The sequence below is a fragment of the Bacillus sp. FSL R5-0286 genome, from assembly GCF_038593245.1.
In the GTDB taxonomy this organism is placed as follows: domain Bacteria; phylum Bacillota; class Bacilli; order Bacillales; family Bacillaceae; genus Bacillus; species Bacillus altitudinis.
The window spans coordinates 42,871-55,030 of the sequence record NZ_CP151977.1 but is presented as its reverse complement, the minus strand read 5'-3'; the positions used below and the strand labels follow the sequence as shown (position 1 = coordinate 55,030).

Annotated in this window: 13 protein-coding genes; 1 reads left to right on the top strand and 12 read right to left on the bottom strand. The window is 40.7% G+C overall.

All coding sequences use genetic code 11. The annotated features are described in order from the left end of the window. Positions 1-104: 104 nt before the first annotated feature. The 6 genes from yabG to metG all read right to left on the bottom strand — a co-directional run bounded on the left by yabG (position 105) and on the right by metG (position 7,167). Positions 105-989, bottom strand: coding sequence for a sporulation peptidase YabG (yabG, locus tag NST24_RS00285; protein WP_007496216.1), 885 nt, complete (start codon positions 987-989; stop codon positions 105-107). A 289-nt stretch (positions 990-1,278) separates the two neighbouring features. Further along, positions 1,279-2,157, bottom strand: coding sequence for a 16S rRNA (adenine(1518)-N(6)/adenine(1519)-N(6))-dimethyltransferase RsmA (gene rsmA, locus NST24_RS00280; RefSeq protein ID WP_008341873.1), 879 nt, complete (start codon positions 2,155-2,157; stop codon positions 1,279-1,281). Continuing rightward, positions 2,150-2,710 (bottom strand): ribonuclease M5, encoded by a 561-nt coding sequence (rnmV, locus tag NST24_RS00275; RefSeq protein ID WP_342462165.1) that lies wholly within the window; start codon positions 2,708-2,710, stop codon positions 2,150-2,152. Before rnmV ends, rsmA begins: the two co-directional genes overlap by 8 nt. A gap of 160 nt (positions 2,711-2,870) precedes the next feature. Next, positions 2,871-4,073, bottom strand: a complete 1,203-nt coding sequence (locus NST24_RS00270) for a G5 and 3D domain-containing protein (protein ID WP_007496219.1) — start codon at positions 4,071-4,073, stop codon at positions 2,871-2,873. A 244-nt stretch (positions 4,074-4,317) separates the two neighbouring features. Then, entirely contained in the window at positions 4,318-5,085 is a 768-nt protein-coding gene (locus NST24_RS00265; RefSeq protein WP_159145302.1) for a TatD family hydrolase, read from the bottom strand. An 81-nt stretch (positions 5,086-5,166) separates the two neighbouring features. Further along, complete coding sequence (gene metG / locus NST24_RS00260; RefSeq protein ID WP_041506541.1) at positions 5,167-7,167, bottom strand: methionine--tRNA ligase; 2,001 nt, start codon at positions 7,165-7,167, stop codon at positions 5,167-5,169. A gap of 519 nt (positions 7,168-7,686) precedes the next feature. On the opposite strand from metG, the gene NST24_RS00255 reads away from it, so the two are divergent. Further along, the gene (locus tag NST24_RS00255; protein WP_087975202.1) at positions 7,687-7,977 is read left to right on the top strand and encodes an AbrB/MazE/SpoVT family DNA-binding domain-containing protein; all 291 of its coding nucleotides are present in this window, start codon (positions 7,687-7,689) and stop codon (positions 7,975-7,977) included. Between the two features lie 44 nt (positions 7,978-8,021). Here NST24_RS00255 and rsmI read toward each other — a convergent pair whose 3' ends face one another. From rsmI to holB, 6 genes are read right to left on the bottom strand one after another with little or no spacing between them, the layout of a single operon-like run. Next, on the bottom strand, positions 8,022-8,903 hold the full coding sequence (gene rsmI / locus NST24_RS00250) for a 16S rRNA (cytidine(1402)-2'-O)-methyltransferase (protein ID WP_039170319.1): 882 nt from the start codon (positions 8,901-8,903) through the stop codon (positions 8,022-8,024). Beyond that, on the bottom strand, positions 8,878-9,177 hold the full coding sequence (locus NST24_RS00245; RefSeq protein WP_019744059.1) for a GIY-YIG nuclease family protein: 300 nt from the start codon (positions 9,175-9,177) through the stop codon (positions 8,878-8,880). The genes rsmI and NST24_RS00245 overlap by 26 nt, the downstream gene beginning before the upstream one ends. Beyond that, positions 9,164-9,907 carry a tRNA1(Val) (adenine(37)-N6)-methyltransferase gene (locus NST24_RS00240; RefSeq protein ID WP_017359328.1) on the bottom strand — a complete coding sequence of 248 codons (744 nt, stop codon included), beginning with the start codon at positions 9,905-9,907 and terminating at the stop codon, positions 9,164-9,166. The genes NST24_RS00245 and NST24_RS00240 overlap by 14 nt, the downstream gene beginning before the upstream one ends. 55 nt (positions 9,908-9,962) lie before the next feature. After that, positions 9,963-10,316, bottom strand: a complete 354-nt coding sequence (yabA, locus tag NST24_RS00235; RefSeq protein WP_007496228.1) for a DNA replication initiation control protein YabA — start codon at positions 10,314-10,316, stop codon at positions 9,963-9,965. Positions 10,317-10,330: 14 nt separating this feature from the next. Next, positions 10,331-11,158, bottom strand: a complete 828-nt coding sequence (locus tag NST24_RS00230; RefSeq protein WP_024719352.1) for a stage 0 sporulation family protein — start codon at positions 11,156-11,158, stop codon at positions 10,331-10,333. A 2-nt stretch (positions 11,159-11,160) separates the two neighbouring features. Continuing rightward, positions 11,161-12,150, bottom strand: coding sequence for a DNA polymerase III subunit delta' (holB, locus tag NST24_RS00225; protein ID WP_041506542.1), 990 nt, complete (start codon positions 12,148-12,150; stop codon positions 11,161-11,163). Positions 12,151-12,160: the final 10 nt, after the last annotated feature.

The following is a 12,160-nucleotide window of genomic DNA, read 5'->3' as shown; positions in this document are numbered from 1 at the left end:
TTCTACCTTTTCTCCTCCCTATTTTTCTCAAATTCCGGTGAATTATGTATTCATATGAAATTTCTTTTTGAGCATAAAAAAAAACCAGACTGAAATCAGTCGGGTTATGTCGATTCATGGTCTCTTTTATATGGCATACCTACCCTTAAAACACCCCTTGTTTCAATCCCTCCGAGACCTTTTTCTCTCGTCAGCGTATTTCGGAGCACATCCCACACGTTGATTCGATCTACAAATGGAGTGAAGCTGATCTTGGCAACAATATAGACGGGGTCAAGTGCATGAATGTTGACACGTGAGGGTGAGCTTGCAAAATTAGCACCTGCTTGAATTAATGATTCAAAATGAGATTGGCAGGCACCTGCAAAGATCACGAGCTGATCTAAATGCGGAACCTTCCTTCTTGCCTTTTGAACCGTTTCAACGAAATGACGAGAATGACGATATGCACCGATATCGTGTACACCGCCCTTTTGTTTAGAATACGCATCATGTCCTGTGATGACCAAAATATCAGGCCGGTATTGATCAATTAATGAATCAATCATGCTTGGCATTTTCTTCTCGTGGCAATGCACACCATACACAGGTACACCGATTCTTTCATATACATCTAAGCATTTCTTTAAGTATGAAGCATCTCCATCTAAATGCAGAACCTTTCCGGGCATATGAAAATACTGCTCCTGATGCTGATATTGTCCAGACGTATAATACTCTTGTTTTTCACGAAGCAGCTGATAATCTTGCCTGAGTAAGTCGAGCGATTCGTTAATTTTCCGTTCATCGTCCTTCTCTCTTGTCAGCTGCTCCTCTTTTTGAATCAAGACCAAATCTGACATCTTCGCATCGGCGATCAGCCTCACTTCATTCCCATGCAAAATGGCGGTGGCTTCGTGCTGGTCTGTCTCATCAATTCGAATGATACGAAACATAATATCCATCTGATAGGATGCCCTCGTCACCATATCTCCTATTTGAAATTGCATGCTTTTCACTCCACAATCAGGCTCTTATCCTGTTGGTATCGTCTTACGCTACACTTGTTTTTCTTTCAGGTGTGTTGTTCTTTCTAGCCTATGCCTGAACAGGTGAAGTGGTGAAAACCAAAAGAAAAAAGCCCTTATGAAAGGGCTTTGTCTTCTTTTCAGCGTGATAGAAAACCTTTGTAGTCTAGGAAGAACGAGCACTGGCACGGAGCGAATTTGACATTCGTGAGCACCAGCGCGCAGGACTGACACCGAATGCGAGGGTTTGTCTACACGCGCTGAAAAGCCCTTATGAGAGGGCTTTGTGTAAAACATTGGACAAACGGGCAAATTCATCGATTGACAATGATTCACCGCGGCGTTTCCCATCAACCTCAGCTGTTACAAGGGCTTCTTCAATGATAGCTTTATGTTTCTTACCATCTGGCAGATTGTTCATCAAGTTATTCATCAATGTCTTCCGGCGCTGGCCAAAACTCGCACGAATCAGTTGAAAGAAAAACGTATCATTGTCTACTGAGACCGCAGGCGTTTCACGAACAGTTAGTTTGATTACCGCTGAATCCACATTTGGTTGTGGGACGAAAACCGTTTTCGGCACAACCATGACCGTCTTCGCTTCTGTATAAAATTGCACTGCAATCGACAAAGAGTTGTATTCTTTTGATGAAGGAACAGCAGCCATGCGATCTGCTACTTCTTTTTGCAGCATGACAACGATTCCTTTCAATGGAAGGTTTTCTTCAAGCAATTTCATAATAATTGGTGTCGTCACATAATAAGGAAGGTTTGCTACGACCATTACTTCTTTACAGTCAGCAAACTGTTCTTCAATCACCTTTCTTACATCTGCCTTCAATACGTCTTGATGAATAATGGTGACATTATCATATGGAGAAAGCGTATCGTTTAAAATCGGCAATAGGCGCTGGTCGATTTCAAAAGCCGTGACTTTCTTTGCCCGTTTAGCGAGCTGTTCAGTCAACGCACCGATACCAGGGCCAATTTCAATCACACCGGTCTCATCCGTAATCTCTGCATGATCGACAATGCGATCTAAAATATTCGTATCAATTAAAAAGTTTTGCCCTAAGCTCTTTTTAAAAGAGAAACCGTACTTCTTCAGTATTTCCTTCGTTCTGATGGGCGTCGCAATATCTTTATTCATCGGCTTCCTCCTGCATGACGGTCTTTAAGGCCGCAATAAAATCCTCTTTCGTTATTTGGAACATGTTAAGACGCTTTTGCAGCTGCTTCGCATTTGTATATCCTATATTTAAAAGCACACCTAATCGTTCGCGGCGGCGTTTTGATGCTTCGCCTCCGATAAGGCCTGCGTCAAATAAATCGTCTAACGTAATCTCGCTTTCTGATTCTTCCATTTCCTCATGGACATGTGCAAGGCATTCTCGAATACTATCCAAGGAAGCATGCTCGACACCAATTCCTTTGTCCCGCTTCGCTTTCGCAAGGTGTTTTGGTAAAAAGGCGTGCTTACAGCCAGGGACAGCCTCTGCGATGGTTTTACGGATCTTTTCCCCAGGGAAATCAGGATCAGTTAAAATGATAACCCCCCTCGTCTCCTGAGCAAGACGCACTTGTTGAATGACTGTATCGCCAATGGCAGATCCATTCGTTTCAATCGTATCTGCATCAACTGCCATCTTTACTCTAGCAGTGTCGTCACGACCCTCCACCACAATGATTTCTTTGATTTTCATGTATTCCTCCGCTTGCAAAAACAATCTACATTTTTTTGTCAAAAAATGAAACCTTCCATGCTGTTTTTGCGTCTAATTAATTAGAAAACAGTGCTTCTATTATAACCAAAAAAACAGAGGGTGCGCAAAGCCCTCTGTTCATATAAATGATTTGATGTGTTTATTTGAGCACTCTAATTTTCACTCGTTTATTTCCCCATTGATAAGCTGCCGACTTACTTGGGACGAACACATCAATTTTATTCCCTTTTATAGCAGATCCAGTGTCTGATGCAACGGCATACCCATAGCCTTCCACATACACTTTAGAGCCCAGCGGAATGACACTCGGATCTACTGCTATGACCTTTGCACCCGGATTTGCTTTTAAATTAAATCCTGTAGACGTTCTGCCCGTACATCCAGCACAGCCCGCTGTATAGGCTGTGGACGTCACATAGAACTCTTTTCCTGACGATTCATTACTTCTTGAAACCGCAGGGGACGCTTTAGGTTCTTTCTTGGACACTTGTGTACCAACGGCCACTAAACGATCCTTACTGTCTTTTGCAGTAACCTCTTTAATTAATTCTTTAGACACCACTTTGCCGTTTTCTTTCACAATGGCATAGTGCTTCTTCAATTTACCTTCTTCACCTTTTTCAAGCACCTTCTCTTTTCCTTTTTCAAGAGATCGATCCTTTTTATGTTTGGTATCAAAAGCAATTTTCTCTTCCACTACATCGGTGACTTTTTCCACCCGAGTGATCTTCACATCTGCGCTTTTTTTAGAAAGGTGACTATGTAACGCAGGTTTGATCTTATCGTGCTTCTTGAGCTTCAGCTCTTGTTGCTTTAAAAAGTCAGCGACCGTAGTCGAAGTGGTCCACACTTTCTTATCCTTTCCTCCATCGTTTAAGCTGACCTGAAAGGCCTGCTGAACCACAAGATCCATATTCTTTTTAATCTTGTCATTCTTTCCTGGAGTTACTTGATCGTGCTTCCCAATATCTATCTTCTCATTCTTCAATAATGCTCCAACCGTCTGATCTGTTGTCCATATCGTTTTCTCTTTCCCATCTAGGGTGAGATGAACCGGTATAGCCGCATCATACACAATGTTCATGTTGTCTTGAATCTTTGTATTTAGACTTGGAGAGATATGATCCTCCGCCCTGGTCCTTATTCCAAGGTCTGAAAGCAGCTGTGCTACTGTCTCTTCATGTGTACGAATTGTCTTCTCTTTGCCATTGATTGAAATGGTAATAGACTGCTTAGTGAGCTCATGCGCACCGTAAGCCGTCCCAGTTCCAGCTAAAAGCAAGCAAGCGACTAGAAATAAAACCTTGCCTTTTCCTAGCTTGACAGAAAACAGATTTTTCATTTTTTGTACGATGAAAAACGCCTCCTTCTCCTCGGAGAGATTATATAGAGTATCTCAAAACCTGTCAACCCTTCCACCCACTGTACAAAAATGCTCGATTGTAAACCTATTATGGGAGATTTTTGGAAGGAAGGGAAGAAAGACTTATCGACAACTTATCCTATGAGGAGGCGCAAACGTGTAGAACTTTTTCGTTATGTTTCACAATTGGACAAGCTTAAACAAGGATTGACATCATATACTGTCAGTTTATACGGAAAACTTTTTTCGCATTTTCTGTTGTCAATGCAGCAAGCTCTTCAAAGCTTATTTCTCGCAATTCAGCAATTTGTTCTGCGATATATTTCACATAGCTCGGCTCATTTCGTTTCCCTCTAAATGGCGCTGGAGTTAAATACGGGCAGTCTGTCTCAATCAGAAGACGATCACTTGGAATATCCTTTACAACTTCTTTCGGTTTTTTCGCATTTTTAAATGTCACAGGTCCACCGAATGAGATATAAAAGTTCATTTCCATACATGCTTTTGCAATTTCGAGGCTGCCAGTAAAGCAGTGCATAATTCCTCCGACTTCTGCCGCTCCTTCTTCTTTTAAGATCGTCACCACATCTTCCGTTGCGTCACGGTTATGAATGATAATTGGCAGATTCACTTCTTTTGCAAGAGCAATTTGACGTCTAAAGACTTCTTTTTGCACATCTTTTGGCGACTTGTCCCAATAGTAATCTAGACCCATTTCTCCAATGGCAACAACTTTTTCATGCTGAGATAATTCTTTGATCCAAGCCAAATCTTCATCTGTCATATCAATGGCATCAACAGGATGCCAGCCGATGGCTGCATACATAAAATCATATTCTTCAATTAGCTCCATCGCTCTCGTAATGGTTGGACGATCAAACCCGACCACCACAATCTTCTCTACCTTTTCACTTTTGGCTCTTTCAATCACCTGCTCTAAGTCTTCATTATATTGTTCAGCATTTAAGTGGGCATGTGTGTCAAATAACATGGTTGATTTCTCCTTTCGACAATTCTTCTGAAAAACAAAAGGTGTTCGACGAAATGTTACACGTGGAACACCTTTGTTAAATTATAAAATTTTCGTTCCATTTGCTAGAGATTGATCTACTTCAAGAACCTGCAATTTACCACCAGTTTCTCCAGTTAAAATCATTCCCTGGGAAATTTCCCCTCTTAGTTTAACTGGTGTGAGATTCGCTACGCAGACGAGCTTCTTCCCTACCAATTCTTCTGGTTGATAATGCTTGGCAATCCCTGAGACAATTTGTCTCTTTTCAAATCCAAAATCAAGCTGAAGCTTTAAGAGACGGTCAGCTTTTTTCACTGGTGCTGCTTCCAATACTTGTGCTACACGAAGGTCAACTTTCGAAAAATCATCGAAGGCAATTTCGGCACCAAGCTCAGGCAATTCAGTTTCTTCTATTTCAACTGACTCTTCTTCTACCTTAGGCGCACTTCCTTGCATCTTCTCTTTAATGTATGCCACTTCTTCTTCAACCTCTAAACGAGGGAACAATGGCTCACCTTTTTGTACCGTCGCTTTTTGAATCGCACCGAAAGAAAGAATGCTTTCCCAGCTTTTGAGTTTCTCTTCTTCAATTCCAAGCTGGAAGAAGATTTTCTCAGGTGTTTTTGTTAAGAATGGTGTTAACAATACAGCTGTGATTCGGAGTGATTCTGCTAAATGGTACATCACAGAATGCAGTTCTTTTCGTTTTGTTTCATCCTTCGCTAATACCCAAGGAGCTGTTTGATCAATATATTTATTTGTTCTGCTGATTAATGTCCAAACATTTGAAAGAGCCACCGAGAATTCGAGGTTTTCCATCGCTTCTTCATAGGCTTTCACCGTTTGTTCGGCTACAGCTTTTAGTTCCTCATCAAACTCATTGACTGGTCCCTTATAGCTGCTTAATGTACCGTCGAAGTATTTTTGCACCATCGCCACTGTACGATTAAGCAAGTTGCCTAAATCATTGGCAAGGTCATAGTTTACACGTTCCACGAATCCTTCTGGTGTAAACACACCGTCTGCACCAAATGGCACTTCGCGTAGCAGGTAATAACGAAGAGCATCAAGACCATAGCGATCAATTAACGTAACAGGATCTACTACGTTCCCTTTTGATTTAGACATTTTGCCATCTTTCATGAGCAGCCAGCCATGTGCGAAAATTTGTTTTGGCAGCGGCAGATCAAGTGCCATCAGCATGATCGGCCAGTAAATTGTATGGAATCGTACAATTTCTTTCCCCACAAGGTGCACGTTGGCAGGCCAATATTTTTTGTATTTTTCATCTTGATCGGTTCCATAACCAATCGCCGTTAAGTAATTGAATAGCGCATCAATCCATACATAGATGACATGCTTCGGATTATTAGGTACTTTAATGCCCCAATCAAAGGTTGTTCTTGATACAGCTAAATCCTCTAACCCCGGTTTAATGAAGTTATTAATCATTTCATTCTTTCTTGATTCAGGCTGAATGAACGACGGGTTCTTTTCGTAATAGTCTAGTAAGCGGTCAGCATACTTACTCATACGGAAGAAATATGATTCCTCTTTAATCAATTCAACAGGGTGTCCACTGTCTGGGCTTTTCCCTCCAATGACTTCCCCTTTCTCATTTCGCTCAACATCAACAAGCTGTGTTTCCGTATAGAATGTTTCATCAGGAATACTGTACCAGCCCTCATATTGATCTAAATAAATATCTCCTTGATCAAGCAACTTTTGGAAGACTTGCTCAATGATTTTCGTATGTCTTTTTTCCGTTGTACGAATGAAATCATCGTTTGAAATGTCGAGTTTCTTCCATAATGATTTAATGTCAGCAACGACCGGATCTAAATACTCTATCGGTGTAATATTTTGTTCTTCAGCTTTTTGCTGAATTTTTTGTCCGTGCTCATCAGTACCCGTTAAATACATCACATCATAGCCTTGCAGACGTTTATATCGAGCCATGGCATCCCCTGCCACTGTCGTATAAGCATGTCCAATATGTAATTTTCCGCTCGGATAGTAAATTGGTGTAGTCAGATAAAACGTTTTTTTCTTTTCCGGCATGTCGGAACCTCCTGCTTGTGTGTAAATGTCAAAAACTCCCGCCCAATGGACGAGAGCGGTCATCATACTTCATTAAAATGTGTCAGATCATTTCATTATGTTTTGCACTTGTGCTTTCTCTATGATACCATCTTAGCCTTTAAGATCAAGCATATATACATAGAACAGATTGAAATGAACGAAAAAGATGAGTTTTTCGAAAAAAACGACAAACCGCTCGACATTTTGTCGAATATTGTCGTATGAAATCTATTTCCAGATTTACAATTGGCTAAATTAGGGCAAAAGTCTTGTTAATCTGTTATCGTCATTTTTCATATTTTTATAGATAAATTCTGAAAAATCCTTATACACCGGTAGTTTCAAGGTCCTTTGACTTTAAGAGTCATATTTTACAAACAATAGTAAACAAAATGATTGACGATTTATGGAAACCTTGTTATGCTAGGAATGTAAGGAATTTGTCGAATAATGACGAAGATAATATTATATTAAGAATAAGAACTTTTTGGGAGGAGAATGAAGATGAAATCTACAGGTATTGTACGTAAAGTTGACGAATTAGGACGCGTGGTGATTCCAATCGAGCTTCGCCGTACGTTAGGAATCGCAGAAAAAGACGCTTTGGAAATTTATGTTGATGATGAAAAAATTATCCTAAAAAAATATAAACCAAACATGACTTGCCAAGTAACAGGTGAAGTATCAGACGATAACCTTAAACTTGCTAATGGTAAATTAGTTCTTAGCCGTGAAGGTGCAGAGCAAATCATTAATGAAATCCAAAACCAACTTCAATCACAAAAATAAGTTTTATATAAAAAGGTTCTTGCACCGTTTGCAAGAACCTTTCTTTATTGTTCAATATGATACGCATCATAGATCGTTCGCTTTGGCACACCACGTTCAACCGCAGTACGTTTAATAGCCTCTTTTGACGTTAACCCTTCCTCTATGTAATGGATCACATGCTCTTTTTCAGATAAAGAATTCCACCAAGCTTCTTCATTCAGTTCTTCTTCATCCTGATCATTTCCTTGTACAACGAGACAGAACTCACCACGGATTTGTTGTTCTGTCACCCAGGTCAGCGCGTATTCTAAATCTCCACGAATAAACTCTTCAAATTTCTTTGTCAGTTCTCTCGTAATGGCAATATTCCGGTTCCCCCACACTTCTTTCATCACAGTCAGCGTTTCTTTTAACCGATGGGGCGCTTCATAGAAAACAATTGTTTCTTGGCGTTTCTTCAATGCTTCCAGCTGTTTTTTCTTTTCCTTTTTTTGACGATCAAGAAAACCGTAAAAGAAAAATGGCTGAGGTGCGATTCCTGACGCAATGAGTGCCGTAAGTGCTGCATTTGCACCAGGTAACGGAATGACATAGCCTCCGATGTTCGTAAAGTCGCGAACCACTTCGGCTCCTGGATCAGAGATCGTCGGTAAACCGGCATCGCTCACGAGTGCAATGTTCTTTCCTTCTTTTAACCATTCGATTAACTTATGACCACTGCTATCTTTGTTATGTTCATGATAACTCGTTAATGGGGTATCAATTTCATAGACATGACAAAGCTTTTTCGTTTGTCTCGTATCTTCTGCGGCAATATAGTCTACATCTTTTAACGTTTGTATCGCTCGAAACGTCATATCTTCTAAGTTTCCAATCGGGGTTGGTACGAGATAAAGAATACCCATTTCTGATTGACCATCAAAGCTTTTCTGTGTCTTTTTCATGTGCCGCCTCCTTTTTGATTCGCTTTTCTTCTATATACATGTCCTTTTTTCGACGTGTCCACGTTTTGAAACGATATTCCTGTTGCATGGCTTCTCTTTTTGTTAAAAAGCATTCGTGGTAATAGAGTTCCACCGGCCGTCTAGCTCTCGTATACTTTGCACCCTTCCCACTATTATGGGCAGTCAGCCTTTTTTGTAAGTCATTTGTATACCCAGCGTACAAACTGCCATCTGCACATTTCAATACATAGAAATAATGACTATGCTTCTCCATACAGTATCGTCCTGATTTCTTTTGTATACTCTTGGTCTTCTCCATAAACAAAAAGCGGCGGGAGGATTTTCAAATCCGGCTTTCCATCTTTCATCCCTTCCACTAAAATGGTATTCGCTTCTTTTCCCTGTTTCGGATATACAAATTGAATTCGTTTTGGCTCAATTCGGTATTTCTTCATCATTTCAACAATCTCAAGCAGCCGTCCAGGGCGGTGAACCATTGCCAGTTTGCCTCCTTGCTTTAACAAAGTGGAAGAAACACGAATGACATCTTCTAATGTACAATGAATCTCATGACGTGCGATCGCCAAATACTCATTTTCATTGATTTCATCCTTAGAAGGAGTCTTAAAATATGGCGGATTACAAGTAATCACGTCTACTTTGTGGTTTCCGTACCGTTTAGGCATATCATTTAAATCACCATGGATCAACTCAATCTGCTGCTCCAGTTGATTATGCGCCACACTTCTCTTTGCCATATCAAACAGGCGTTCTTGAATTTCAACCCCTGTAATAGAGGCTTTAGATCTCGTCGAAAGCAGCAATGGAACAATGCCATTTCCCGTACAAAGATCAATAATCTCCCCTTTTTGAATCGGCACATACGCAAATTTTGCTAATAACACTGCATCCAATGAAAAGGCGAACACCGTTTTACTTTGAATAATTTTCATATCTTCTGCAAGCAAGTAGTCTAAACGTTCATCTTCTCTTAACGAAACCATGATGTATCCTTTCTTTTCCTGTGAAAAAGGCTCCCGATTCAGCGGAAGCCTTTTCTCATTTTTTATTTAAAAATGACAGACAGAACAAACAGTCTCCCTCTTTCCGAATGCTCCCATAATGTACATTACAAATATGGAAGCCCTCCTGATATAAACGAGCGAGGTTATCATGACCTTCTCCTATATCAGAATGACTTGGCTTCTGGGCAGAATCATGCTCTGCCTCAGACGATTTATCTCGATCGGATTGATCCAGACGTTCACGCAAGTGCTGATTCTCCATCTGCAGCTGATGATTTTCTTCAATCACTTCACCGATATGATTTTTCAAATCACCTAGCTGGCGATAAAGAGAACCGATTTGTTCTTCTAAATTAATCACCGTATCAAATAGTTCCTTTTTATCCAAGGTGGCACACCTCGTTACTCAGTTGTTTGTGCAGATACAACGCCTTCTTGTATTAATTCTTCCCAAGTATATTCTATCACTTTTTCTTGCCCGGTTAATTCAACTTGCAAAATTCGTTCTAAAATATTAAGCCCTACTACCTTTGCAGAGCCATTAGACGTCTGAATCGTTTCACCGATGTCCGGTAATTGTTCTTTTGCTGTTTCGTACTCATCATTCTCATATTTCAAGCAGCACATCAAACGGCCGCAAAGCCCTGAAATTTTAGTAGGGTTTAACGAGAGGTTTTGATCTTTTGCCATTTTTATGGACACAGGTTCAAAATCTCCTAAGAAAGTTGAACAGCAAAGCATACGGCCACACGGACCAATGCCGCCTAGCATTTTTGCCTCGTCTCTAACACCGATTTGACGAAGTTCAATTCTCGTCTTAAAGATAGATGCAAGATCCTTGACCAGCTCACGGAAATCTACTCTGCCATCCGCTGTAAAATAGAAGATGACCTTGTTGCGGTCGAATGTAAATTCGACATCGACCAGCTTCATTTCCAGGCCGTGTTCACTTACTTTCTGAAGACATGTGTCAAAGGCTGCCATCGCTGCTTCTTTGTTCTCCTCAACGATGAGCCGGTCTCGTTCGTCTGCGACGCGAATCACCTTACGCAAAGGGAGAACCACATCGTGTTCATCTACTTTTTTATTGGCGATGACCACTTGCCCGTACTCAACACCTCTGACTGTTTCTACAATGACACAACTATCATTTTCTATATGAAATCCATTAGGATCGAAATAATAGATTTTGCCCGCTTTTTTAAAGCGAACACCAATTACGTTGTACAAGCTTATCCCTCCTGCAACATCAACACCAATTGCTCCATTAGCCCTTGGGCATTCACGTTGGATTGAAGTCTCTTTTTCGCTTCTAATACAGCAAGGATCTGATTCGTCACCATCTGCTGTGTGGAATGCAGCGCGTGCTGCTTCATTGTCTGGAATAAGTCTTGATAAATGACTTTATCTTCATTTCCTATTTGAATCGACAATACATCACGATATATAAATAAAAGCATATCAAGACCAGTTTCTTGAAGGTCTTTCTCTTTGAAAAAAGGCATCCATTGATCTTGTATATAAAAAAATGCATGTTCTTTTCGCTGGTGTAAGACTTCATACAATTTTATCACTTTCGCTCTAGACTCTGCAAACTGATCATTTCGACTTAATTCGAGTGCTTCTGCTAAATTATTGGTTAAATTCGACAAAAGCCTTGCGAGATCCTGAGACACGCCTTCTTGTAAAAGCTGCTGCTCCAAAGATTGCGGCTGCAGCGGCTGAAAGCTAAGCATCTGACATCTTGAAATAATCGTATCCAGCATTTTATGCGATTGTTCAGTGATTAAAATTGCCATCGTTTCCCGGTTGGGCTCCTCTAGGAACTTTAATAAACTGTTCGCAGCATTGACCGTCATTTTGTCCGCATGGAGAATGATATACATTTTCCGATGCGATTCTACGCCTGCTTTTGTAAATTCCTCCTGCAAAGCCTGCACTTGCGCCTTCTTAATTGATTGACCGTCAGGCTGCACTAGATGTAAATCTGGATGGTTGCCAGACTGAATTCTTTTGCAGTTTTGACAGGACTCGCATGGTTTCACTCCTGCTTCCAAACAAAAAAAGCTCTTCGCTAAAAGCATCGCAGCATCTAGCTTTCCTGTCCCTTTTTTTCCTTCAAATAAGTAAGCATGAGCCAGTCGGTCTTTATCAATACTATTAAAAATCAGCCGCATGACGCGCGGCTGTAGATCATTCATGTCATCCCAGCTAATTGCCATGTTATCACTC